The sequence below is a fragment of the Helicobacter pylori genome (assembly GCF_017594925.1).
GTDB classification, from domain to species: Bacteria; Campylobacterota; Campylobacteria; order Campylobacterales; family Helicobacteraceae; genus Helicobacter; species Helicobacter pylori_DP.
The window spans coordinates 1-23,264 of record NZ_JAALNT010000013.1 but is presented as its reverse complement, the minus strand read 5'-3'; the positions used below and the strand labels follow the sequence as shown (position 1 = coordinate 23,264).

General features: G+C 38.9%; 22 protein-coding genes and 1 pseudogene. 17 read left to right on the top strand and 6 right to left on the bottom strand.

Annotation, left to right across the window (positions count from 1 at the left end; translation table 11 throughout):
- The first annotated feature begins 8 nt into the window (after nucleotides 1–8).
- The 11 genes from aroA to cheW all read left to right on the top strand — a co-directional run bounded on the left by aroA (nucleotide 9) and on the right by cheW (nucleotide 13,281).
- On the top strand, nucleotides 9–1,298 hold the full coding sequence (gene aroA / locus G6069_RS05625) for a 3-phosphoshikimate 1-carboxyvinyltransferase (protein ID WP_197293641.1): 1,290 nt from the start codon (nucleotides 9–11) through the stop codon (nucleotides 1,296–1,298).
- Nucleotides 1,288–2,112, top strand: a complete 825-nt coding sequence (locus tag G6069_RS05620) for a 4-hydroxy-3-methylbut-2-enyl diphosphate reductase (RefSeq protein ID WP_000403563.1) — start codon at nucleotides 1,288–1,290, stop codon at nucleotides 2,110–2,112. The genes aroA and G6069_RS05620 overlap by 11 nt, the downstream gene beginning before the upstream one ends.
- Nucleotides 2,113–2,232: 120 nt before the next feature.
- Nucleotides 2,233–3,891 carry a 30S ribosomal protein S1 gene (locus G6069_RS05615; RefSeq protein ID WP_197293640.1) on the top strand — a complete coding sequence of 553 codons (1,659 nt, stop codon included), beginning with the start codon at nucleotides 2,233–2,235 and terminating at the stop codon, nucleotides 3,889–3,891.
- 28 nt (nucleotides 3,892–3,919) lie between these two features.
- Nucleotides 3,920–4,471, top strand: a complete 552-nt coding sequence (locus tag G6069_RS05610) for a hypothetical protein (RefSeq protein ID WP_197293639.1) — start codon at nucleotides 3,920–3,922, stop codon at nucleotides 4,469–4,471.
- 15 nt (nucleotides 4,472–4,486) lie between these two features.
- Nucleotides 4,487–6,061 carry a phosphoglycerate dehydrogenase gene (gene serA / locus G6069_RS05605; protein WP_197293638.1) on the top strand — a complete coding sequence of 525 codons (1,575 nt, stop codon included), beginning with the start codon at nucleotides 4,487–4,489 and terminating at the stop codon, nucleotides 6,059–6,061.
- A 9-nt stretch (nucleotides 6,062–6,070) separates the two neighbouring features.
- The gene (locus tag G6069_RS05600) at nucleotides 6,071–7,921 is read left to right on the top strand and encodes a menaquinone biosynthesis decarboxylase (protein WP_197293637.1); all 1,851 of its coding nucleotides are present in this window, start codon (nucleotides 6,071–6,073) and stop codon (nucleotides 7,919–7,921) included.
- Between the two features lie 22 nt (nucleotides 7,922–7,943).
- Complete coding sequence (locus G6069_RS05595) at nucleotides 7,944–8,612, top strand: YggS family pyridoxal phosphate-dependent enzyme (RefSeq protein WP_197293636.1); 669 nt, start codon at nucleotides 7,944–7,946, stop codon at nucleotides 8,610–8,612.
- Between the two features lies 1 nt (nucleotide 8,613).
- Nucleotides 8,614–9,372 (top strand): UDP-2,3-diacylglucosamine diphosphatase, encoded by a 759-nt coding sequence (locus tag G6069_RS05590; RefSeq protein ID WP_197293635.1) that lies wholly within the window; start codon nucleotides 8,614–8,616, stop codon nucleotides 9,370–9,372.
- A 3-nt stretch (nucleotides 9,373–9,375) separates the two neighbouring features.
- Complete coding sequence (gene cheV3 / locus G6069_RS05585) at nucleotides 9,376–10,311, top strand: chemotaxis protein CheV3 (RefSeq protein ID WP_197293634.1); 936 nt, start codon at nucleotides 9,376–9,378, stop codon at nucleotides 10,309–10,311.
- A gap of 55 nt (nucleotides 10,312–10,366) precedes the next feature.
- Nucleotides 10,367–12,787: a chemotaxis histidine kinase/response regulator CheAY2 gene (gene cheAY2 / locus G6069_RS05580; protein ID WP_197293633.1), complete on the top strand. Its 2,421-nt coding sequence runs from the start codon at nucleotides 10,367–10,369 to the stop codon at nucleotides 12,785–12,787.
- Nucleotides 12,784–13,281 carry a chemotaxis protein CheW gene (gene cheW / locus G6069_RS05575; RefSeq protein ID WP_000070759.1) on the top strand — a complete coding sequence of 166 codons (498 nt, stop codon included), beginning with the start codon at nucleotides 12,784–12,786 and terminating at the stop codon, nucleotides 13,279–13,281. Before cheAY2 ends, cheW begins: the two co-directional genes overlap by 4 nt.
- Before the next feature lie 258 nt (nucleotides 13,282–13,539).
- Here the strand turns inward: cheW and tpx are convergent, their stop codons facing one another.
- Entirely contained in the window at nucleotides 13,540–14,040 is a 501-nt protein-coding gene (tpx, locus tag G6069_RS05570) for a thiol peroxidase (protein ID WP_187936659.1), read from the bottom strand.
- 223 nt (nucleotides 14,041–14,263) lie between these two features.
- Here tpx and sodB point away from each other — a divergent pair, with 223 nt between their 5' ends.
- Both sodB and cmoA read left to right on the top strand, forming a co-directional pair.
- Complete coding sequence (gene sodB, locus G6069_RS05565; RefSeq protein ID WP_000494624.1) at nucleotides 14,264–14,905, top strand: superoxide dismutase [Fe]; 642 nt, start codon at nucleotides 14,264–14,266, stop codon at nucleotides 14,903–14,905.
- A gap of 54 nt (nucleotides 14,906–14,959) precedes the next feature.
- Entirely contained in the window at nucleotides 14,960–15,703 is a 744-nt protein-coding gene (gene cmoA / locus G6069_RS05560) for a carboxy-S-adenosyl-L-methionine synthase CmoA (protein ID WP_197293632.1), read from the top strand.
- A 36-nt stretch (nucleotides 15,704–15,739) separates the two neighbouring features.
- Here cmoA and G6069_RS05555 read toward each other — a convergent pair whose 3' ends face one another.
- Genes G6069_RS05555 through zapB form a run of 3 tightly spaced genes read right to left on the bottom strand, consistent with a single transcriptional unit; the run spans nucleotide 15,740 to nucleotide 18,060 of the window.
- On the bottom strand, nucleotides 15,740–17,599 hold the full coding sequence (locus tag G6069_RS05555; protein ID WP_197293631.1) for a primosomal protein N': 1,860 nt from the start codon (nucleotides 17,597–17,599) through the stop codon (nucleotides 15,740–15,742).
- A complete protein-coding gene (locus G6069_RS05550; RefSeq protein ID WP_000051172.1) occupies nucleotides 17,584–17,820 on the bottom strand; it encodes a hypothetical protein in 237 nt (78 codons plus the stop codon). Before G6069_RS05550 ends, G6069_RS05555 begins: the two co-directional genes overlap by 16 nt.
- A gap of 12 nt (nucleotides 17,821–17,832) precedes the next feature.
- Nucleotides 17,833–18,060, bottom strand: a complete 228-nt coding sequence (gene zapB / locus G6069_RS05545) for a cell division protein ZapB (protein WP_001191194.1) — start codon at nucleotides 18,058–18,060, stop codon at nucleotides 17,833–17,835.
- A gap of 205 nt (nucleotides 18,061–18,265) precedes the next feature.
- Between zapB and G6069_RS05540 the strand changes: the two genes are divergently transcribed.
- The gene (locus G6069_RS05540; protein ID WP_197293630.1) at nucleotides 18,266–19,012 is read left to right on the top strand and encodes an SPOR domain-containing protein; all 747 of its coding nucleotides are present in this window, start codon (nucleotides 18,266–18,268) and stop codon (nucleotides 19,010–19,012) included.
- Between the two features lie 16 nt (nucleotides 19,013–19,028).
- On the opposite strand, the gene G6069_RS05535 is transcribed toward G6069_RS05540, so the two are convergent.
- Entirely contained in the window at nucleotides 19,029–19,547 is a 519-nt protein-coding gene (locus G6069_RS05535) for a hypothetical protein (RefSeq protein ID WP_197293629.1), read from the bottom strand.
- Between the two features lie 160 nt (nucleotides 19,548–19,707).
- On the opposite strand from G6069_RS05535, the gene G6069_RS05530 reads away from it, so the two are divergent.
- The 3 genes from G6069_RS05530 (at nucleotide 19,708) to gdhA (ending at nucleotide 23,170) form a co-directional block, all read left to right on the top strand.
- Nucleotides 19,708–20,931, top strand: coding sequence for a M48 family metallopeptidase (locus tag G6069_RS05530; RefSeq protein WP_180651243.1), 1,224 nt, complete (start codon nucleotides 19,708–19,710; stop codon nucleotides 20,929–20,931).
- On the top strand, nucleotides 20,928–21,758 hold the full coding sequence (locus G6069_RS05525) for a peptide chain release factor N(5)-glutamine methyltransferase (protein ID WP_197293628.1): 831 nt from the start codon (nucleotides 20,928–20,930) through the stop codon (nucleotides 21,756–21,758). Before G6069_RS05530 ends, G6069_RS05525 begins: the two co-directional genes overlap by 4 nt.
- Before the next feature lie 65 nt (nucleotides 21,759–21,823).
- On the top strand, nucleotides 21,824–23,170 hold the full coding sequence (gene gdhA, locus G6069_RS05520; protein ID WP_197293627.1) for an NADP-specific glutamate dehydrogenase: 1,347 nt from the start codon (nucleotides 21,824–21,826) through the stop codon (nucleotides 23,168–23,170).
- Between the two features lie 18 nt (nucleotides 23,171–23,188).
- On the opposite strand, the pseudogene G6069_RS07985 reads toward gdhA, so the two are convergent.
- A pseudogene (locus G6069_RS07985) lies at nucleotides 23,189–23,264 on the bottom strand (fucosyltransferase); the annotation flags it as partial.

The window sequence follows — 23,264 nt, the reverse complement described above, 5'->3', positions numbered from 1 at the left end:
GATAGTATGTGATAGAGCTTGACATTAACGCTAGCGATAAATCGCTCTCGCACAGAGCCGTTATTTTTAGCTTGCTCGCTCAAAAGCCTTGTGTTGTGCGGAATTTTTTAATGGGAGAAGATTGTTTAAGCTCTTTAGAAATCGCTCAAAATTTAGGGGCTAAAGTGGAAAATACCGCCAAAAATTCTTTTAAAATCACGCCCCCAACGGCTATAAAAGAGCCTAACAAGATCTTAAATTGCAACAATTCTGGCACTAGCATGCGTTTATACAGCGGGCTTTTAAGCGCTCAAAAAGGGCTTTTTGTTTTAAGCGGGGACAATTCCCTAAACTCACGCCCCATGAAAAGAATCATTGAGCCTTTGAAAGCTTTTGGGGCAAGGATTTTAGGGAGAGAGGATAACCATTTCGCCCCCTTAGTGATCTTAGGGAGCCCTTTAAAAGCTTGTAATTATGAAAGCCCTATCGCTTCAGCTCAAGTCAAAAGCGCTTTTATTTTAAGCGCTTTGCAAGCTCAAGGCACAAGCACTTATAAAGAAAGCGAGCTTAGCCGTAACCACACAGAAATCATGCTTAAAAGTTTGGGAGCTAAGATTCAAAATCAAGACGGCGTTTTAAAAATTTCACCCCTAGAAAAACCCCTAGAAGCCTTTGATTTTACCATAGCCAATGATCCGTCTAGCGCGTTTTTTTTCGCCCTCGCTTGCGCGATTACGCCAAAAAGCCGCCTTCTTTTAAAAAATGTCTTGCTCAACCCCACTCGCATAGAAGCTTTTGAAGTATTGAAAAAAATGGGCGCTTCCATAGAGTATGCGATTAAGTCCAAAGATTTAGAAATCATCGGCGATATTTACATAGAGCATGCCCCTTTAAAAGCGATCGCTATTAATCAAAATACCGCCAGTCTTATTGATGAAATCCCTGCTTTAAGTATCGCTATGCTTTTTGCAAAAGGCAAAAGCATGGTCAAAAACGCTAAAGATTTACGATCTAAAGAAAGCGATAGGATAAAAGCGGTTGTTTCTAATTTCAAAGCTTTAGGGATTGAGTGCGAAGAGTTTGAAGACGGGTTTTACATAGAGGGATTAGGAGATATAGACCAATTAAAACAGCGCTTTTCTCAAAAAAAACCCCCCCTTATTAAAAGCTTTAATGATCACAGGATTGCGATGAGTTTCGCTATTTTAACTTTAGTTTTACCTTTAGAAATTGATAATTTAGAATGCGCAAACATTTCTTTCCCACAATTCAAACGCTTACTCAATCAATTCAAAAAAGGGAGTTTTAATGGAAATTAAAATGGCTAAGGATTATGGTTTTTGTTTTGGCGTCAAAAGAGCGATACAAATCGCTGAAAAAAATCAAAACAGCTTGATTTTTGGCTCGCTCATTCATAACGCTAAAGAAATCAATCGTTTGGAAAAAAACTTCAATGTGAAAATTGAAGAAGATCCTAAAAAAATCCCTAAAAACAAGAGCGTGATCATAAGAACCCATGGCATTCCTAAGCAGGATTTAGAATACTTGAAAAACAAGGGGGTCAAAATCACCGATGCGACTTGCCCGTATGTGATCAAGCCCCAACAAATTGTGGAGTCCATGAGTAAAGAAGGGTATCAAATCGTGCTTTTTGGGGATATTAACCACCCTGAAGTCAAGGGCGTGATCAGCTATGCCACTAACCAGGCTTTAGTCATCAATTCGTTAGAAGAATTGCAAGAAAAAAAGCTCCAACGGAAAGTGGCTTTAGTTTCTCAAACCACCAAACAAACCCCAAAACTCTTGCAAATCGCTTCTTATTTGGTGGAAAGATGCACTGAAGTGCGTATTTTTAACACGATTTGCAACGCTACTTCTTACAACCAAAAAGCCGCTTTGGATTTGAGTAAGGAAGTGGATATTATGATAGTCGTGGGCGGTAAGACTTCTTCAAACACCAAACAGCTCCTAAGCATCGCCAAACAGCATTGCAAAGACAGCTACTTGGTAGAAGATGAAAACGAATTAGAGTTAGCGTGGTTTAAGGATAAAAGATTGTGTGGGATTACCGCTGGGGCTTCCACGCCGGATTGGATTATAGAAAATGTCAAGCAAAAAATCAGCACGATTTAACACGTTTTGAAAATTTTCTTTAAAAAAACCGCTAATTGTTAATTTTTAAACGATTTTGTAAGCCAAAAAAGGATACAATGCCCTTAAGGATTTTATATTTATTTTATAGTAAGGCAGTCAATGAGCAAGATAGCAGACGATCAGTATTTTAATGACGAGGAGGAAGACTTCGCAAAACTCTTAGAAAAAGAAGAAACTCTAGAAAAAGGCACTATCAAAGAAGGGTTAATCGTTTCCATCAATGAGAATGATGGGTATGCCATGGTGAGCGTGGGCGGTAAGACAGAAGGCCGTTTGGCTTTGAATGAGATCACCGATGAAAAGGGGCAATTGATGTATCAAAAAAATGACCCCATTGTCGTGCATGTGTCCGAAAAAGGCGAACACCCTAGTGTTTCCTACAAAAAGGCCATTTCCCAACAAAAGATTCAAGCTAAAATTGAAGAATTGGGCGAAAACTATGAAAACGCCATTATTGAGGGCAAGATCGTAGGCAAGAATAAAGGAGGCTATATCGTGGAGTCTCAAGGCGTGGAGTATTTCCTCTCCCGCTCGCACTCTTCTTTAAAGAATGATGCAAACCATATCGGCAAACGCATTAAAGCGTGTATCATTCGTGTGGATAAGGAAAACCATTCTATCAATATTTCTCGCAAACGATTCTTTGAAGTCAATGACAAACGACAGCTTGAGGTTTCTAAAGAATTGTTAGAAGCTACAGAGCCAGTATTGGGGGTTGTGCGCCAGATCACCCCTTTTGGTATTTTTGTAGAAGCTAAGGGGATTAAGGGCTTGGTCCATTATTCTGAAATCAGCCATAAAGGGCCAGTCAACCCTGAGAAATACTACAAAGAGGGCGATGAAGTCTATGTCAAAGCCATCGCTTATGATGCAGAAAAAAGACGCCTTTCGCTCTCCATAAAAGCGACCATAGAAGACCCATGGGAAGAGATCCAAGACAAGCTAAAACCCGGATACGCCATTAAGGTGGTGGTGAGCAATATTGAACATTATGGGGTGTTTGTGGATATTGGTAATGATATTGAAGGCTTTTTGCATGTTTCTGAAATCTCTTGGGATAAAAATGTCAGCCACCCTAGCCATTACTTGAGCGTGGGGCAAGAGATTGATGTGAAAATCATTGACATTGATCCTAAAAACCGCCGCTTAAGGGTTTCTTTAAAACAACTCACTAACAGGCCTTTTGATGTTTTTGAATCCAAACACCAAGTAGGGGATATTGTAGAGGGCAAAGTGGCGACTTTAACGGATTTTGGGGCGTTTTTGAATTTGGGTGGGGTGGATGGTTTGCTCCACAATCACGACGCTTTTTGGGATAAAGATAAAAAGTGCAAAGACCACTATAAAATTGGCGATGTGATCAAAGTGAAAATCCTTAAAATCAACAAAAAAGATAAAAAGATTTCTTTGAGTGCGAAGCACTTGGTGACTTCCCCCACAGAAGAATTCGCTCAAAAGCATAAAACAGATAGCGTGATTCAAGGCAAAGTGGTGAGTATTAAGGATTTTGGCGTTTTCATTAATGCTGATGGCATTGATGTGCTGATCAAAAATGAAGATTTAAACCCCTTAAAAAAAGATGAAATCAAAATAGGCCAAGAAATCACATGCGTGGTGGTTGCGATTGAAAAATCTAACAACAAGGTGCGTGCTTCTGTGCATAGGTTAGAGCGCAAAAAAGAAAAAGAAGAATTGCAAGCTTTTAACACGAGCGATGATAAAATGACTTTAGGGGATATTCTTAAAGAAAAACTCTAAAGAGTGATTTTAAAAGCATGAGAATGGCATGAGATTTAAGGGTGTTGTTGCTTTTATTTCCCTAGCTGTCGCTCTTGGCGTTTTAGCTTATTTGTTTTTAAGCGTTAAAAAAGAAACGCCCGCTACTTCTCATGCGATCTCTCAAACACATGCGATCTCTCAAACCAATGAAGGCCTCTCTCAAACAGATGCAAAAAGCCATGAAATCAACCTAGAAGAAAGCCCCAATAATCCTAATACCCCTAACGATGAAAAAGCCCCTCATAACGAAGAAGATCGCAATAACTCCCTTTCTCAAAACCTTGATGCACAAGAATCTATCAATTACCCCGTTATAGAGCATCATTTTGAAATCCCTTTTGAAGAAAAAAAAAGAGAATATTCAAAGCTTATCATTAAGGATTTAAAGGACTATCAATGGTGGTGCTTAAAAGAGATCCTTAAGAAAGAACAAATTGATTACGCTTACGATAGCACCAAAAACCAACCCAATCTCATCATCTATTTAGACAAAAACAAAAAAGAACGCTTTTTAGCTGATTTAGACTATTATAAAATACGCTATCATGCTGTTTTTTAAATTCAAAGGATAAAAATGTATCAAGTAGCCATTTGCGACCCCATCCATGCTAAAGGCATTCAAATTTTAGAAGCTCAAAAAGACATTATCTTGCATGATTATTCCAAATGCCCTAAAAAGGAGCTTTTAGAGAAACTCATCCCTATGGATGCGCTCATCACTCGCAGCATGACCCCTATCACAAGCGATTTTTTAAAGCCCCTAACCCACTTAAAATCCATCGTGAGAGCGGGCGTGGGAGTGGATAATATTGATTTAGAAAGCTGCTCTCAAAAAGGGATTGTAGTGATGAATATCCCTACCGCTAACACGATTGCTGCTGTGGAATTGACCATGGCGCATTTGATCAATGCAGTGCGCTCGTTCCCTTGCGCGAACGATCAAATCAAACACCAAAGGTTATGGAAAAGAGAAGATTGGTATGGCACGGAATTGAAAAATAAAAAGCTAGGCATTATCGGTTTTGGGAATATTGGCTCTAGGGTGGGCATTAGGGCAAAAGCTTTTGAAATGGAAGTTTTAGCCTATGATCCTTATATCCCTTCTTCAAAAGCCACTGATTTAGGGGTCATTTACACAAAAAATTTTGAAGACATTTTGCAATGCGACATGATCACTATCCACACCCCTAAAAGTAAAGAAACGATTAACATGATAGGCGCTAAAGAGATTGAACGCATGAAAAAAGGGGTTATTTTGATCAATTGCGCTAGAGGGGGGCTTTATAATGAAGACGCTCTTTATGAAGCTTTAGAAACCAAAAAAGTGCGTTGGCTTGGCATTGATGTCTTTTCTAAAGAGCCTGGCATTCATAATAAGCTTTTAGACTTGCCCAATGTTTATGCGACCCCCCATATTGGCGCGAACACTTTAGAGTCCCAAGAAGAAATTTCCAAACAAGCCGCTCAAGGGGTTATGGAATCTTTAAGGGGTTCAAGCCACCCGCATGCTCTGAATTTGCCCATGCAAGCTTTTGATGCAAACGCAAAAGCCTACTTGAATTTAGTGCAAAAACTGGGTTATTTTTCCAGTCAAATCCATAAAGGCGTGTGCCAAAAAATTGAGATTAGTCTTTGTGGGGAGATCAACCAATTCAAAGATGCCCTTGTAGCCTTTACGTTAGTGGGGGTGTTAAAACCTGTTGTAGGGGATAAAATCAATTACATTAACGCCCCCTTTGTGGCCAAAGAAAGAGGCATTGAGATTAAGGTTAGCCTTAAAGAAAGCGCTTCGCCCTATAAAAACATGCTCTCTTTAACTCTCAATGCGGCTAATGGTGCGATCAGCGTGAGCGGCACGGTGTTTGAAGAAGATATTTTAAAACTCACTGAGATCGATGGGTTTCATATTGATATAGAGCCAAAGGGTAAAATGCTTTTATTCAGGAATACGGATATTCCAGGCGTTATTGGGAGTGTGGGGAATGCGTTCGCTAGGCATGGCATTAACATCGCTGATTTTCGTTTGGGGCGCAACACGCAAAAAGAAGCCCTAGCACTCATTATTGTAGATGAAGAAGTTTCTTTGGAAGTTTTAGAAGAGCTTAAAAATATTCCTGCATGCTTAAGCGTTCATTATGTGGTTATTTAAGGTAGTTGGATGCGAGATTTTTTAAAGCTTTTAAAAAAGCATGATGAATTAGAAGTCATTGACACCCCCCTTGAAGTGGATTTAGAAATCGCTCATCTGGCCTATATAGAAGCGAAAAAACCTAATGGAGGCAAAGCCCTTTTATTCACGCAACCCATAAGAAAAGAACATAGCCAAATCAAAACCTTTGGCATGCCTGTTTTGATGAACGCTTTTGGATCTTTCAAACGATTAGATCTTTTGTTAAAAACCCCCATAGAAAGTCTGCAACAACGCATGCAAACTTTCTTGCACTTTGACGCCCCTAAAAACTTCACTGAGAGTTTGAAAGTCTTAAAAGATTTATGGGATTTAAGACACATTTTCCCTAAAAAAACCACTCGCCCTAAAGATCTCATCATCAAGCAAGACAAAGAAGTCAATTTGTGGGATCTACCCGTTTTAAAAACTTGGGAAAAAGATGGCGGGGCTTTTATCACTATGGGGCAAGTCTATACCCAAAGCTTGGATCATAAAAAAAAGAATTTAGGCATGTATCGTTTGCAAGTTTATGATAAAAACCATTTAGGCTTGCACTGGCAAATCCATAAAGACTCCCAACTCTTTTTCCACGAATACGCTAAGGCTAAAGTCAAAATGCCCGTCAGTATCGCTATTGGCGGGGATTTGCTCTACACATGGTGCGCGACAGCCCCCTTACCTTATGGGGTTTATGAACTCATGCTCTATGGGTTTATGAGAGGAAAAAAAGTGCGCGTGATGCCATGCCTAAGCAACTCTTTAAGCGTGCCAAGCGACTGCGACATTGTGATAGAAGGGTTTGTGGATTGCGAAAAGCTAGAGCTTGAAGGGCCTTTTGGGGATCACACTGGCTATTACACCCCCATTGAGCCTTACCCTGTTTTAGAAGTCAAAACCATTAGCTATAAAAAAGATTCCATTTACTTAGCCACTGTGGTGGGTAAGCCTCCTTTAGAAGATAAATACATGGGGTATTTGACCGAACGCTTGTTCTTGCCCTTGCTTCAAATGAACGCCCCCAATCTCATAGATTATTACATGCCAGAAAATGGGGTGTTCCATAATTTGATTTTAGCCAAAATACACACGCGCTATAACGCTCATGCCAAGCAAGTCATGCATGCTTTTTGGGGTGTGGGGCAGATGAGCTTTGTCAAACATGCGATTTTTGTCAATGAAGACGCTCCTAATCTAAGAGACACCAACGCTATCATTGAGTATATATTGGAAAATTTTTCTAAAGAAAAAATTCTTATCTCTCAAGGCATATGCGATGCGCTAGATCATGCAAGCCCTGAATACGCTATGGGAGGGAAACTCGGTATTGATGCGACCTCTAAAAGCAATACCCCCTACCCCACGCTTTTAAACGATAACGCCTTATTAGCGCTTTTACAAGATAAAATGCAAAATATCGTTCTTTTGAAGCAATATTACCCGCACACCCGTAACCCCATTTGCGTCATTAGCGTGGAAAAGAAAGACAAAAGCGTCATTGAACTGGCTAAAAACTTGCTCGGTTTTGAAGAGCATTTACGCATTGTCATCTTTGTAGAGCATACCAGCAACGATTTAAACAACCCTTACATGCTGTTATGGCGCATCGTTAATAATATTGACGCTAAGCGTGATATTCTCATCTCTAAACATTGTTTTTTTATAGACGCTACCAATAAGGGCGTTATGGATAAACATTTTAGAGAATGGCCTACAGAAACCAATTGCTCCATGGAAGTCATAGAGGATTTGAAAAAGAAAGGGCTTTTAAAAGATTTTGAAACTTTAAATCAAAAATTCCACCTCACGCATTCTTTCAGCACGCACAAAGAAGATCTATAAAGAATAGCCATAAAGAAGGATTATGTTAGATTATCGCCAAAGGATTGATGCTCTCATCACCAAAATAGAAAAGGCTCGCACCGCCTATTCAAGACACCACATTGTCAAAATCGTGGCTGTTTCAAAAAACGCTTCCCTAGAAGCTATCCAACATTACTACAACTGCTCTCAAAGGGCTTTTGGAGAAAATAAAGTTCAAGATTTAAAAATTAAAATGCATTCTTTAGAGCATTTGCCCCTTGAATGGCACATGATAGGCTCTTTACAAGAAAATAAAATCAATGCGCTTTTGAGTTTAAAGCCCGCTCTTTTGCATTCTTTAGACTCTTTAAAACTCGCTTTGAAGATAGAAAAGCGTTGCGAAATATTGGGCGTCAATTTAAACGCTCTTTTACAGGTTAATAGCGCATATGAGAAAAGTAAAAGCGGGGTGGTGCCTGAAGAAGCGCTAGAAATTTATTCTCAAATCAGTGAAACTTGCAAGCGCCTCAAGCTTAAGGGGCTTATGTGTATAGGGGCGCACACAGATGATGAAAAGGAAATTGAAAAATCCTTTATCACCACCAAAAAGCTTTTTGACCAAATAAAGAATGCGAGCGTTCTTTCAATGGGCATGAGTGATGATTTTGAATTAGCGATTGCTTGCGGGGCGAATCTTTTAAGGATTGGCTCTTTTTTGTTCAAAGAGTAAGATGCTAAAAACTTATGCGCTTAAAAATGGGGCTGTTTTTATCTCTGATGCGCATTTTTTGCCTAAAAGCCCTCATTTAATCCATACGCTTCAAGAACTTTTAAGCGCCAAACCCCCACAAGTCTTTTTCATGGGCGATATTTTCCATGTTCTTGTGGGCTATTTACCCCTAGACAAAGAGCAGCAAAAAATCATTGATTTAATCCATGCGTTAAGCGAAATTTCACAAGTCTTTTATTTTGAAGGCAACCATGATTTTTCCATGCGTTTTGTATTCAATTCTAAAGTAATGGTTTTTGAGCGCCAAAACCAGCCCGTATTATTCCAATATGATAACAAACGCTTTTTACTAGCTCATGGGGATTTATTCACCACTAAAGCGTATGAATTTTACATCACGCAGCTCACTTCCACTTGGGCGAGATTTTTTTTAACTTTTTTAAATTTTGCGAGCTTTAAAACCTTATACCCTTTTTTGAAAAAACGCATCTATCAAAAACCCATCCGTCTTTGGGAATTAGAGCCAAAAGAATTAAAAGCCTTTATTGAAAAGCGCCTAAAAGCCTATCAAAACTACATTAAAGATCTTAACATTGATAGTATTGACGGCATTATAGAGGGGCATTTTCATCTCAAAAGCAGCGCAAAAATCCCCTTGAATGCGCCTATTTATCGCCCACTACCTTCCTTTTATTACGAACAAAGCCTTTTTAAGGTATCATCAAGCGTTTTAGAACCATCTCAAAATAAGGACGCCTAAATCATGGCAGAAAAAACAGCTAACGATTTAAAATTGAGTGAGATAGAACTCGTGGATTTTCGTATTTATGGCATGCAAGAGGGCGTCCCTTATGAGGGGATTTATGGCATTAATGTGGCTAAAGTCCAAGAAATCATCCCCATGCCTACTATTTTTGAATACCCCACTAATCTAGATTACATTATCGGCGTGTTTGATTTGCGCTCCACGATCATTCCGCTTATTGATTTGGCTAAATGGATAGGGATTGTCCCGGATAAAAGCAAGGAAAATGAAAGAATCGTCATCATCACTGAATTTAACAACGTTAAAATGGGCTTTTTAGTCCATTCTGCTAGGCGTATCAGGCGCATTAGTTGGAAAGATGTGGAGCCTGCATCCTTTAGCGCTTCTAATAGCATTAACAGAGAAAATATCACCGGCACGACACGCATTGAAAACGACAAAACCCTGCTCATTTTGGATTTAGAAAGCATTTTAGACGATTTAAAGCTTAATGAAGACGCTAAAAACACCAAAGATACCCCTAAAGAGCGTTTTGAAGGCGAAGTGTTGTTTTTAGACGATAGCAGAACGGCGAGAAAAACCTTAAAAAACCATTTGAGCAAATTGGGTTTTAGCATCACGGAAGCTGTGGATGGGGAAGACGGGCTGAACAAATTAGAAATGTTATTCAAAAAATACGGGGACGATTTAAGAAAACATTTGAAATTCATCATTTCAGATGTTGAAATGCCTAAAATGGATGGCTATCATTTCTTATTCAAGCTCCAAAAAGACCCTAGGTTCGCTTATATTCCTGTGATTTTTAATTCTTCTATTTGCGATAATTACAGCGCTGAAAGGGCTAAAGAAATGGGGGCTGTGGCGTATTTGGTCAAGTTTGATGCAGAAAAATTCACCGAAGAAATTTCTAAGATTTTAGACAAGAATGCGTAATTTTTTTTATAAAATTGTAAAATACTCTTATCTCAAACGCTAAAAAGGGGTTTAAATGGATGATTTGCAAGAAATAATGGAAGACTTCTTGATTGAAGCCTTTGAAATGAACGAGCAGTTGGATCAGGATTTAGTGGAATTAGAGCATAACCCTGAAGATTTGGACTTGCTCAATCGCATTTTTAGAGTCGCCCACACCATTAAAGGCTCTAGCTCGTTTTTGAATCTTAATATTCTCACGCACCTCACGCACAACATGGAAGATGTCTTGAATCGCGCCAGAAAGGGCGAAATCAAGATCACGCCGGATATCATGGATGTCGTGTTGCGTTCCATTGATTTGATGAAAACCTTACTCGTAACGATTAGAGACACCGGATCGGATACTAATAACGGCAAGGAAAACGAGATTGAAGAAGTAGTCAAAAAGCTTCAAGCCATTACGAGCCAAAATTTAGAGGGCGCTAAAGAAACTTCAGGGACTAAAGAAGCCCCAGAAAAAAAAGTAAAAGAAGAAAATAAAAAAGAAGCGAAAGAAAATCAGACAGAAACAAAAGCCCCTATTACAGAAAACCTTACAAGCGATAACCCACTAGCCGATGAGCCGGATTTGGATTACGCCAACATGAGCACTGAAGAAGTGGAAGCGGAAATTGAACGCCTGCTTAACAAACGCCAAGAGGCCGATAAAGAACGAAGAGCTCAAAAAAAGCAAGAAGCCAAACAAGAAGTTACCCCAACAAAAGAACCCCCAAAAACAGAAACCCCCAAAGCCCCTAAAACAGAAACTAAAGCTAAGGCTAAAGCCGATACTGAAGAAAATAAAGCCCCCTCTATTGGCGTGGAGCAAACCGTTAGGGTGGATGTGCGCCGCTTGGATCACTTGATGAATTTAATCGGTGAGCTTGTGTTAGGAAAGAATCGCTTGATCAGGATTTATGGCGATGTGGAAGAACGCTATGATGGGGAAAAGTTTTTAGAGGAATTAAACCAGGTGGTTTCTTCTATTTCAGCGGTAACGACAGACTTGCAGCTTGCGGTGATGAAAACCCGGATGCAACCAGTGGGCAAGGTGTTCAATAAATTCCCTCGCATGGTAAGGGATTTGAGCCGGGAATTAGGCAAGAGCATTGAATTGATTATTGAGGGTGAAGAAACCGAGCTTGATAAATCCATTGTAGAAGAGATTGGCGATCCGCTCATCCACATTATCCGCAACTCATGCGATCATGGGATTGAGCCTTTAGAAGAAAGACGAAGGCTTAACAAACCTGAAACCGGTAAAGTGCAATTGAGCGCGTATAATGAGGGCAATCACATTGTGATTAAAATCTCTGATGATGGTAAGGGGTTAGATCCTGTGATGCTTAAAGAAAAAGCGGTTGAAAAAGGGGTGATTAGCGAAAGAGACGCTGAAGGCATGAGCGATAGGGAAGCGTTTAACCTCATTTTCAAGCCAGGCTTTTCTACCGCAAAAGTCGTTTCTAACGTTTCAGGCAGAGGCGTGGGCATGGATGTGGTGAAAACCAATATTGAAAAGCTTAATGGGATCATTGAAATCGATTCAGAAGTGGGGGTAGGCACGACTCAAAAGCTTAAAATCCCTCTCACTCTGGCTATCATTCAAGCTTTACTCGTGGGCGTTCAAGAAGAATATTACGCTATCCCGCTTTCTTCAGTTTTAGAAACCGTGCGCATCAGCCAAGATGAAATTTACACCGTTGATGGCAAAAGCGTGTTGCGCTTAAGAGATGAGGTGCTTTCTTTGGTGCGCCTTTCTGATATTTTTAAAGTGGATGCTATTTTGGAATCCAACTCAGATGTGTATGTGGTCATCATTGGTTTGGCTGATCAAAAAATTGGCGTGATCGTGGATTATTTAATCGGTCAAGAAGAAGTGGTCATCAAATCTTTAGGTTACTATCTTAAAAACACTAGAGGCATTGCTGGCGCTACGGTGAGAGGCGATGGGAAAATCACTCTTATTGTAGATGTGGGAGCGATGATGGATATGGCAAAAAGCATCAAGGTCAATATCACTACCTTGATGAACGAATCCGAAAACACGAAGAGCAAAAATTCCCCTAGCGATTATATTGTCTTAGCGATTGATGACAGCAGCACGGACAGAGCGATTATCCGCAAATGTTTGAAACCATTAGGTATCACGCTCTTAGAGGCGACTAACGGCTTAGAGGGCTTAGAGATGCTTAAAAATGGCGATAAGATTCCGGACGCTATTTTAGTAGATATTGAGATGCCTAAAATGGATGGTTACACTTTCGCTTCCGAAGTGCGTAAATACAATAAATTCAAAAACCTGCCCTTGATCGCAGTAACCAGTCGGGTAACTAAAACCGATAGGATGCGTGGCGTTGAATCCGGCATGACTGAATACATCACCAAACCTTATAGCGGTGAGTATTTAACCACCGTAGTGAAGCGCAGTATTAAATTAGAAGGAGGCGAATCGTGAGCAATCAATTGAAAGATTTATTTGAAAGACAAAAAGAAGCTAATGCAGGTTCTAAACAAGAAGACAATGAAGAAATTTTGCAATTCATTGGCTTTATTATTGGCGATGAAGAATACGCCATTCCCATTTTGAATATTTTAGAAATCGTCAAACCCATTGGTTACACGCGAGTCCCTGAAACCCCAAACTATGTGCTTGGCGTGTTCAACTTAAGGGGCAATGTCTTCCCTTTGATCAGCTTGCGTTTAAAATTCGGCTTGAAAGCTGAAAAGCAAAACAAAGACACTCGTTATTTGGTGGTGCGCCATAACGATCAGATCGCTGGATTTTTCATTGATCGCTTAACTGAAGCCATTCGCATCAAGCAAACGGATATTGACCCGGTGCCAGAGACTTTGAGCGATAACAATAATTTAACTTATGGTATTGGGAAACAAAACGACAGACTCGTAACCATTTTAAGAGTGGAAGAAATCTTAAAGAAAGACTTTTAAAAATTTTAGTTTATCCATAGCCCCTATGGGCTTTGAGAAAGACTTATCCCGTTAAAAAGCTTGATTAAAATCAAGCGATAATGTTTGATTGAAAATAGAGTCTTTTTTAATCTTTTCTCTTAAAAACAGCGTGAAACTTTTTTAAACGGATTAAAAAGAACTTTTTATTTTTTAGTCTTTATCACCAACGCTTTTTAACAAGTGGGGCTTTTTGCGTTGAGATTCACTAAATTGTAGCCCCCTCCTTTTAAGGATTTCCTATTTCAACACTTTTAAAAGCGCTTCATAATTGGGCTCTTCTAAAATGTTTTGAACGATTTCTTTATAGATAACCACTCCCTTATCATCAAGAACAAACACCGATCGAGCGAGTAAGCCTTGAAAAGAGCCTTTGCCCAACAGCACGCCGTAATTTTCCCCAAAAGCCTTATACCTAAAATCGCTTAAGATTCTTAGGTCCTTAATGCCTTCAGCACCGCAAATTTGCCCTTGAGAAAAAGGCAAGTCCATAGAAATAACGCTAAAACTCACAGAAGGCAGTTTGCCGGCTTGCTCATTGAAGTGTTTGGCTTGGAGCAAACAAACCGATCCGGTTAAACTAGGAAGCGCACTAACGACTTGAAAATGTACGCCTTGCTTCAACAAATTGACTTCTTGCAAATCGCCATTGACCAATTTCACATCAGGGGCTTTATCGCCCACTTTTAAGGGTTTCCCTTCTAACTGATATGTTTCTTCTTTAAAAGTAACTTTTTGCATGGTTAAATCCTTTCTAATTGAATTGCTATATTGCGTTAGAATAATAGTCCATTAAGATTAACTTTTAACAAATTTAAAAAGAATTTGTTTAAAAAGTCGTTTTCATTTTAAAAAACCCCTTAAAATCCACAAAATTTGCATAACGATCCATTTTTAAGAAAAGATTTACCAAAAAGTATTAAAAAATGATTACAATACGGCTATCTAATCACAAGGAGAAAACATGTTTACATTACGAGAGTTGCCTTTTGCTAAAGACAGCATGGGAGATTTTTTAAGCCCTGTGGCGTTTGATTTCCACCATGGGAAACACCACCAAACTTATGTGAATAATTTGAATAACTTAATCAAAGGCACGGATTTTGAGAAAAGTTCTTTGTTCGCTATTTTGACAAAATCTAGCGGAGGCGTGTTTAATAACGCCGCTCAAATTTACAACCACGATTTTTATTGGGATTGCCTAAGCCCCAAAGCGACTGCCCTAAGCGATGAGTTAAAAGGGGCTTTAGAAAAAGATTTCGGATCGTTGGAAAAATTTAAAGAAGACTTCATTAAGAGTGCGACCACTTTGTTTGGCTCTGGTTGGAATTGGGCAGCGTATAATTTAGACACTCAAAAAATTGAAATCATTCAAACCAGCAACGCTCAAACCCCAGTTACGGATAAAAAAGTGCCGCTTTTAGTGGTGGATGTGTGGGAGCATGCTTATTATATTGACCACAAAAATGCACGCCCTGTGTATTTGGAAAAATTCTATGGGCATGTCAATTGGCATTTCGTCTCTCAATGCTATGAATGGGCGAAAAAAGAAGGCTTAGGCTCAGTGGATTACTACATCAATGAGTTGGTGCATAAAAAAGCTTAAGCGTTATTTTGCATAGAGTGGTTTAAAGGTTTTTAAACCACGCTTCTTTTTTGAATGAAAGACACTCTGTTTAACAAATCTCTAAACAAACGCTTTTGCTTTGATGAGAAAGTCGCCCATGTTTTTGACGACATGCTAGAGCGTTCCATTCCTTACTATCATGAAATGTTGAATCTAGGGGCGTATTTTATCGCTCAAAATTTAAAAGAAAATATCTATCCTAAGTCCTTGCCTAAGTCCTTGTCTAAGCCCTTGATTTATGATTTAGGCTGTTCTACTGGGAACTTTTTTATCGCGCTTAACCAACAAATCCAACAAGATATTGAGCTTGTAGGGATTGACAATTCCATGCCCATGCTTAAAAAAGCGCAAGAAAAATTAAAAGATTTTAACAATGTCCGTTTTGAATGCATGGATTTTTTAGAGGTTGAGTTTAAAGAAGCGAGTGCGTTTTCATTGCTTTTTGTGTTGCAATTTGTCCGCCCCATGCAAAGAAAGGTGCTGCTTAAAAAGATTTATAACAGCCTTTCGTTGAATGGGGTTTTATTGGTGGGCGAAAAGATCATGAGCGAAGATCGGATATTAGACAAGCAAATGATAGAGCTATACTACCTTTATAAACAAAATCAAGGCTACAGCCACAATGAAATCGCTTTCAAAAGGGAAGCGTTAGAAAATGTGCTTGTGCCTTATAGTCTAAAAGAAAATATCGCGCTTTTAGAAAGCGTGGGGTTTAAGCATGTAGAAGCGCTGTTTAAATGGGTGAATTTCACGCTGTTAGCCGCCAGAAAAACATGAGTTTTTTGAAACAATAAATATATAAAACATGAGTTTTTAAAAAATATCCACAGGATCCATGTTCACGCTGCAAGGGATATTAGGGGCGGTTTTTAAAAACGCATGCACGCTTTTGATTAGGCTTAAAGGGTCTTTGGAACGCAATAAAATCAGGTAGCGGTAAGAAGAGGCGATTTTTTCAATGGGGGCTTTGAAATTAGAGAGCGTTACGCCCTTTTCTAAACACGAAGAAAGGGTTTGAGAGGCTTTTAGGCTCAATTGTTGGGCTTTTTCTTCGTTTTTATGCTTGAACTCCAACAAACACAGCCTTGAAAAAGGCGGATAAAGTTCGCACCTTTCTTGCAATTCGTATTGTAAAAAATCTTCATAATCTTCTAAGAAATTTTCTAATAGATCGGTTTCGGTGCTTTGAATGAACACTTGGCCAGAAATTTGCCTAGCGCTCCTCCCAGCGATTTGATAAAGTAACGACACGCCTTCTTCTAAAGCCCTATAACTATTAGATTTAATGATATTGTCTATGCCTAAAACAACCGCCAAACTCACTTTAGCGTAATCATGCCCTTTGCTTATCATTTGAGTGCCGATTAAGATATTCGTTTTTTGAGCGTTGAAATCGTTTAAAATATTGTGGAGTTTTTTTGGCGTGCTGGTGTGATCTTTATCCAAAATCGCTATTTTAGCGCCTTTCAAAAGGCCTTCCAACTCGTTCAACACTTGCATGGTGCCTATCCTTTTACCCACTAAAACTTCGCTTTGACACGCGTTGCAAATTTTAGGGATAGGGCTTGAAAAATGGCAATAATGGCACATGAGTTTGTTGGTTTTTAAATGCAAGCTCATATTCACGCTGCAAAAAGGGCATTGAACGCTTTTATAGCAATTTTGGCACAGCAAGGTTTTGAAATTAGCCCTTGTAGGCACAAAAATAATGGCTTGCTCGTTCTTGTCTATCACTTGTTGCAGCGCTTCTAGGAGTTTGGGCGTGATAAAACGCTCCGTTTTTTCAAAAATAATGTTTTTTTGCGTGGGGGTGTAGCGCCCCTTTAAGCGCACTAAAGCCTTATCTTTAAAGCGTTTGTAACTATTCAAACTTGGCGTAGCAGAGCCTAAAACCACTTGAATAGGGAATTTATGGGATAAATACAAGCATAAATCCCTAGCGTTATACATAGGGCTTTGATGAGACTTATAAGAAAAGTCATGCTCTTCATCTACAATGATTAAACCCAGCTCTTTAAGGGGCAAAAACAACGCGCTTCGTGTACCTACCACTAATTTGATTTCTTGCGAATAAAGCTTTTCTAAAAATTGTTTTTTTTGATTTTGAGAGAGTTTGCTATGCCATAAGCCTAAATTTTCTTTAAAAACTTTTTTAAGGCGTTGTTGCATTTGAGGGGTGAGGGCGATTTCTGGCACTAACAATAAAGCGCTTTTTTTTTGCTCTAAAGTTTGAGCGATTGCATGCATATAAATCTCGGTTTTCCCGCTGCCCGTATCGCCAAAGAGCAAGCTTGCTGAATGTTTTTGCAATTCTTTTAAGGCGTTGGTTTGCGTTTGGCTTAAAACATTGAGGGTAGGCTCAATTTTTTCTAACCCCACTAAATCGCATTCTTTAAAAGGGGTGAAAAGGCTTAAGACTGAAGAAAGATTAGCCGAGTAATATTGAGCGATAAATACAGCGAGCTCTATTTGAAAGGGGAGTAAAAAATAAGGGGTTTTTTCCAATTCTAGGCATTCAAAAGAGGGTTTTGAAACTTCTTCAAGAACGACGCCCAAAAGCGTTTTATTCCTTAAAGGGATATTGACTAACGCTCCTTTAAGGTGTCGTTCTTTAGAAAAGTAAGTTAAAGGGGGGGTTTTATTTTTTAAAGGAGCGATTAAGTGATAGAACATGATGAGATTTTTTCTAAAAGCTTTTGGAGTTCATTGTGCAAATACTCGTTTTGACAACTTTCATGCAAATAATCCTTTAAAAGCTCTAATGCGTTTAATTCTTGATTATGGAAACGCTCCTTTAGGGTGCGTTTCATCTCATCGCTAAAGGTGTTGTTGAGAGAGATTTTATAGCGTTTGCCCAAATAAGTGATTTCTAAGCTATCGTTTTCTAAAGACATGTTTTTAATGGTTTATGACAATAAATCAGAGATTTTGTCATAAAGACCTTGAATGCCCTTATCTTTAGCACTCAATTCATCGTATAAAATAGCGATTTGAATGTCTTTTTCTTCATTTTGCGCATTTAGGGTGGTGTTTGCTTGTCGTAAAGCGTTCAACTCTTCTTCTTGTTTTTGGATTTTTTCAATCAATTCATCAATTTTAGCGCCCAACTGGTTCAATAAACTTAAAGATTGCATCATAAGCCTTTCATGGTTTTTAAAAGTTATTATATCAAAGCTATTAAATTATCGCAAAATACCCCTATCCCCTTAAGGCAATGGCTTTTACTATAAAATAAAGTAACTAAAACCCCATGTTTTAAACAATTCTTATGGCGGTATTTAGTATTATTTTTGATTACCATAAAGCAACAAGACAGAAAGCTTGACATGGGAGTGGTGAATGCAAAAAAGTATATTAAAAATGACTCTGTTGTTGGTTTTTCTCTTTTTAAGAAGCGTTGTTGGTTTAGAAGATAAAAAAGCCGATCCTAAAAGCGTTCAAAATACGCCCAAAAATTCACCCCCTATCCAATTAAGGCTCGATCAAGCCTATGAAGATCTGATTAAAATGTTAGACAATATGGGAAAAAGCACGCAGTATGAGTTCCCCAAAATCAAAGAAATCCTGGAGCAGAGCGAAGAAGAATGGCTCAAAGTCGCCCATGAAGAATGCGTGGCGTTGGTTATGCTAATAAGCCCCAAGGCTTCTATTGAAAATAGCCCGATTTATAAGAATTGCTATGAAGCTTATGTGAAGCAAAGAATCCATGATTTATATGATTTTTATATAGAAAGCAAAAAGGTGAAAAGAAAAATCAAAAAAGCCCATAAGCAAGAGATTGCTATTAAGCAATCCCAGCCTTTAAAAAAAGAGTCGCCTAAAAACGAGAATAAAAAAAGCTTAGTCAAACCTAGCTTAAAAGACGCGAAGATCCCTAAAGGGTATTATTTGCAAATTGGGGCTTTTTTGAACGCGCCCAGTAAGGATTTTTTGCAAACGCTCAAAACTTTCCCTTACCAAATGGAGAAAAAAGACTCCCTCACGCATTATTTTATTGGCCCTTATCAAACGAAAGAAGAAGCCCTAAAACAGCTTGAAAATGCGCTCAAAAGCTTTAAAAATAAGCCTGTGTTGGTGGAAAGGTAATTTTGACTCAGTTTGATTAGATCTTATAAAGCCACCCAGCTATTAGCGCGACAAACAAACTCGCGCCCAAAAACACATAGCCTATCATTTTATAAAGGGGGATAAAATTTTTTTGAATCTCTTCTTCTGCAATAATGATTTTAGAAACCCCTAAGCGGTTAGTTGGGGTGCTGTCTGTGAGGTAAAAGCCTTGTTTTTTAAACGCAAAATAAGGGGTTTTGATCGCGTCATTTTTAAAAGAGGCCACAAACGCCCCAATATTAGAAAACTTGACTTTGTTGTCCCCATCTAATAAGACAAAGGGGGTGTTTTTGAATCGTTCTTCTAAGATTTTTAAAGGCTCTAAAGAAGAGGCATTATCCAATTCTAAAAGGCTTTTAGCAATTGCATCAGCGGTGTATTGCATGCGTATTTGGGTGTTTTCTAAGAGGTTATTTTTCGCATAAAAGAAAAATAACGCTAACAAAACCCCCACTAAAAGCAAGGTAGAAAGGGCATAAATGATTAAAAAACGCTTTTTAAAAGAATGGGGCATGACAAACCTTTATAGCAAGTTGGATAACACAGCTTTTTAGTGATTGAATTAAAAACGCTCAAAAACAACCCTTTTTTTTACCATATTTATTTAATTTTATGGTAAATTTTTGAAAAATTGTTATAATTCCTACACTTTTATTGGTAAAGGAGTTTAGAACATGCTTGACATATGGATAGATATGATAATTTGTATTTTTTATTTGCTCTTTTTTACGACTCCTTACATTGTAGGCGATATTTTGCAATTGAAATTTATCCGTCAAAAGCTCTGCGAGAAGCCTGTTTTACTCCCACAAAAGGATTATGAAGAAGCGGGAAATTATGCCATTAGGAAAATGCAATTATCCATTATTTCTCAAATTTTAGACGGGATAATCTTTGCTGGTTGGGTCTTTTTTGGTTTGACGCATTTAGAAGATCTCACGCATTATTTAAACCTTTCTGAAACGCTAGGCTACTTGGTGTTTGCCTTGTTGTTTTTAGCGATTCAAAGCGTTTTATCCTTACCCATTAGCTACTACACCACCATGCATTTGGATAAGGAATTTGGCTTTTCTAAGGTGAGCTTGTCGTTGTTTTTTAAGGATTTTTTCAAAGGGTTATTGCTCACTTTAAGCGTGGGGTTGTTGTTGATTTACACTCTTATTATGATCATTGAACATGTGGAACATTGGGAGATTAGCTCGTTTTTTGTCGTGTTTGTTTTTATGATCTTGGCTAATCTTTTTTACCCTAAAATCGCCCAACTTTTCAACCAATTCACCCCCTTGAATAATAGGGATTTGGAGAGTCAAATTGAGAGCATGATGGATAAGGTGGGTTTTAAATCCGAAGGCATCTTTGTGATGGACGCTAGCAAGAGAGACGGGCGTTTGAATGCGTATTTTGGGGGCTTGGGTAAAAACAAGCGGGTGGTGTTGTTTGACACTTTGATTTCTAAAGTTGGGACAGAAGGGCTTTTAGCCATTTTAGGGCATGAATTAGGGCATTTTAAAAATAAGGATTTACTGAAAAGTTTAGGGATTATGGGAGGCTTGCTCGCTCTTGTTTTTGCTTTGATCGCTCATTTGCCACCGATCGTTTTTGAAGGCTTTAATGTTTCACAAACGCCAGCGAGTTTGATTGCGATCTTGCTCTTGTTTTTGCCGGTATTTTCTTTTTACGCTATGCCTTTGATCGGGTTTTTTAGCCGAAAGAATGAATACAATGCGGACAAATTTGGGGCGAGTTTAAGCTCTAAAGAGGTTTTAGCCAAAGCGTTAGTGTCTATTGTGAGCGAAAATAAGGCGTTCCCCCATTCGCACCCTTTTTATGTTTTCTTGCATTTCACGCACCCGCCCTTATTAGAGCGCTTGAAAGCTTTGGATTATGAAATTGAATGACCCTTTCACAAGCCCTAAACAAAGCCAAAAAAGAATTATCGCAAAAAGGTTTTAGGGGGGGATTAGAGTCTGAAATTTTATTGGGCTTTGTCTTGCAAAAAGAAAGGGTTTTTTTGCACACGCATGCTTATTTAGAATTAAACCACGAAGAAGAGGTGCGCTTTTTTGAATTGGTAGAAAAGCGTTTGAATGACTGCCCCATAGAGTATTTATTAAAAAGCTGTGATTTTTATGGGCGCTCTTTTTTCGTGAATGAGCATGTTTTAATCCCACGGTCTGAAACCGAGATTTTAGTCCAAAAAGCCCTTGATATTATTTCTCAATACCATTTAAAAGAAATAGGCGAAATCGGCATAGGGAGCGGATGCGTGTCCGTGAGTTTGGCTTTAGAAAACCCTAAACTTTGTATTCATGCGAGCGATATTTCACCCAAAGCTTTAGAAGTGGCGTTAAAAAATATTGAACGCTTTAATTTAAAAGAGCGTGTTTTTTTAAAACAAACGCGCCTTTGGGATCATATGCCCATGATAGAAATGCTTGTCTCTAACCCGCCTTATATCGCTAGAAATTATCCTTTGGAAAAATCCGTCCTCAAAGAACCGCACGAAGCCCTTTTTGGGGGGGTTAAAGGCGATGAAATCTTAAAAGAAATCATTTTTTTAGCCGCTGGATTAAAAATCCCTTTTTTGGTTTGTGAAATGGGGTATGACCAGTTAAAGAGCTTGAAAGAATGCTTGGAGTTTTGCGGTTATTTTGCAGAGTTTTACAAGGATTTGAGCGGCTTTGATAGAGGGTTTGTGGGCGTTTTAAAAAGTTTTTTAAGATAAATTAAAACTTAATTACCCTTTTAGTGTTACAATAAAAACACTTAAAACAATAAAGGATGCCGATCATGTATGTTGAAAAAATTCTCCAATCTTTACAGAAAAAATACCCTTATCAAAAAGAGTTCCATCAAGCCGTCTATGAAGCTATCACTTCTTTAAAACCCCTTTTAGACAGCGATAAACGCTATGAAAAGCATGCGATTTTAGAGCGTTTGATTGAGCCTGAAAGGGAGATTTTTTTTAGGGTGTGTTGGCTAGATGATAACCATCAAGTCCAAGTCAATCGGGGGTGTAGGGTTGAATTCAATTCGGCTATTGGCCCTTATAAAGGGGGCTTGAGATTCCACCCTAGCGTGAATGAAAGCGTGATCAAGTTTTTAGGCTTTGAGCAAGTGTTAAAAAATTCGCTCACCACTTTGGCTATGGGGGGCGCTAAGGGGGGGAGCGATTTTGACCCTAAAGAAAAGAGCGAGCATGAGATCATGCGTTTTTGCCAGGCGTTCATGAATGAATTATACCGCCATATTGGAGCCACGACTGATGTGCCAGCTGGGGATATTGGAGTGGGCGAAAGAGAGATTGGCTATTTGTTTGGGCAATACAAAAAATTAGTCAATCGTTTTGAGGGCGTATTGACCGGTAAAGGACTCACTTATGGGGGGAGCTTGTGCAGAAAAGAAGCTACCGGCTATGGGTGCGTGTATTTTGCTGAAGAAATGTTGCAAGAAAGGAACAGCTCTTTAGAGGGTAAGGTTTGCAGCGTTTCTGGGAGCGGTAATGTCGCTATTTATACCATTGAAAAATTGCTTCAAATAGGAGCCAAACCGGTAACGGCGAGCGATTCTAATGGCATGATTTATGATAAAGACGGCATTGATTTAGAGCTTTTGAAAGAAATTAAAGAAATCCGTCGTGGGAGGATCAAAGAATACACCCTACAAAAACCAAGTGCGAAATACACCCCCACAGAAAATTACCCCAAAGGGGGGAATGCTATATGGCATGTGCCTTGTTTTGCGGCTTTTCCTAGCGCGACTGAGAATGAATTGAGCGTTTTAGACGCTAAAACCCTCCTTTCTAACGGGTGCAAATGCGTGGCTGAAGGGGCGAACATGCCCTCAAGCAATGAAGCGATTGAATTGTTTTTACAAGCTAAAATTTCTTATGGCATAGGCAAGGCGGCTAATGCTGGGGGGGTGAGCGTGAGCGGCTTGGAAATGGCGCAAAACGCGAGCATGCACCCTTGGAGTTTTGAAGTGGTGGATGCGAAATTACACCACATTATGAAAGAGATTTATAAGAATGTCTCTCAAACCGCTAAAGAGTTTAAAGACCCTACTAATTTTGTTTTAGGGGCTAATATCGCTGGTTTTAGAAAAGTGGCGTCTGCGATGATAGCGCAAGGGGTTTGATGGGTTTGTTTTACAAACTTATTTTTTTATCCATCTCCTTATTGCACGCAACAAAGGCAAGGATTTTTGATAAGCTTTGCGATAGATTTTAAAA

Excerpts from the sequence above, each read along its gene's own strand:
- G6069_RS05620 (WP_000403563.1), top strand. The coding sequence starts at position 1,288 with ATGGAAATTAAAATGGCTAAGGATTATGGTTTTTGTTTTGGCGTCAAA.
- G6069_RS05615 (WP_197293640.1), top strand. The coding sequence starts at position 2,233 with ATGAGCAAGATAGCAGACGATCAGTATTTTAATGACGAGGAGGAAGAC.
- G6069_RS05610 (WP_197293639.1), top strand. The coding sequence starts at position 3,920 with ATGAGATTTAAGGGTGTTGTTGCTTTTATTTCCCTAGCTGTCGCTCTT.
- serA (WP_197293638.1), top strand. The coding sequence starts at position 4,487 with ATGTATCAAGTAGCCATTTGCGACCCCATCCATGCTAAAGGCATTCAA.
- G6069_RS05600 (WP_197293637.1), top strand. The coding sequence starts at position 6,071 with ATGCGAGATTTTTTAAAGCTTTTAAAAAAGCATGATGAATTAGAAGTC.
- G6069_RS05595 (WP_197293636.1), top strand. The coding sequence starts at position 7,944 with ATGTTAGATTATCGCCAAAGGATTGATGCTCTCATCACCAAAATAGAA.
- G6069_RS05590 (WP_197293635.1), top strand. The coding sequence starts at position 8,614 with ATGCTAAAAACTTATGCGCTTAAAAATGGGGCTGTTTTTATCTCTGAT.
- cheV3 (WP_197293634.1), top strand. The coding sequence starts at position 9,376 with ATGGCAGAAAAAACAGCTAACGATTTAAAATTGAGTGAGATAGAACTC.
- cheAY2 (WP_197293633.1), top strand. The coding sequence starts at position 10,367 with ATGGATGATTTGCAAGAAATAATGGAAGACTTCTTGATTGAAGCCTTT.
- tpx (WP_187936659.1), bottom strand. The coding sequence starts at position 14,040 with ATGCAAAAAGTTACTTTTAAAGAAGAAACATATCAGTTAGAAGGGAAA.
- sodB (WP_000494624.1), top strand. The coding sequence starts at position 14,264 with ATGTTTACATTACGAGAGTTGCCTTTTGCTAAAGACAGCATGGGAGAT.
- cmoA (WP_197293632.1), top strand. The coding sequence starts at position 14,960 with ATGAAAGACACTCTGTTTAACAAATCTCTAAACAAACGCTTTTGCTTT.
- G6069_RS05555 (WP_197293631.1), bottom strand. The coding sequence starts at position 17,599 with ATGTTCTATCACTTAATCGCTCCTTTAAAAAATAAAACCCCCCCTTTA.
- G6069_RS05550 (WP_000051172.1), bottom strand. The coding sequence starts at position 17,820 with ATGTCTTTAGAAAACGATAGCTTAGAAATCACTTATTTGGGCAAACGC.
- zapB (WP_001191194.1), bottom strand. The coding sequence starts at position 18,060 with ATGCAATCTTTAAGTTTATTGAACCAGTTGGGCGCTAAAATTGATGAA.
- G6069_RS05540 (WP_197293630.1), top strand. The coding sequence starts at position 18,266 with ATGCAAAAAAGTATATTAAAAATGACTCTGTTGTTGGTTTTTCTCTTT.
- G6069_RS05535 (WP_197293629.1), bottom strand. The coding sequence starts at position 19,547 with ATGCCCCATTCTTTTAAAAAGCGTTTTTTAATCATTTATGCCCTTTCT.
- G6069_RS05530 (WP_180651243.1), top strand. The coding sequence starts at position 19,708 with ATGCTTGACATATGGATAGATATGATAATTTGTATTTTTTATTTGCTC.
- G6069_RS05525 (WP_197293628.1), top strand. The coding sequence starts at position 20,928 with ATGACCCTTTCACAAGCCCTAAACAAAGCCAAAAAAGAATTATCGCAA.
- gdhA (WP_197293627.1), top strand. The coding sequence starts at position 21,824 with ATGTATGTTGAAAAAATTCTCCAATCTTTACAGAAAAAATACCCTTAT.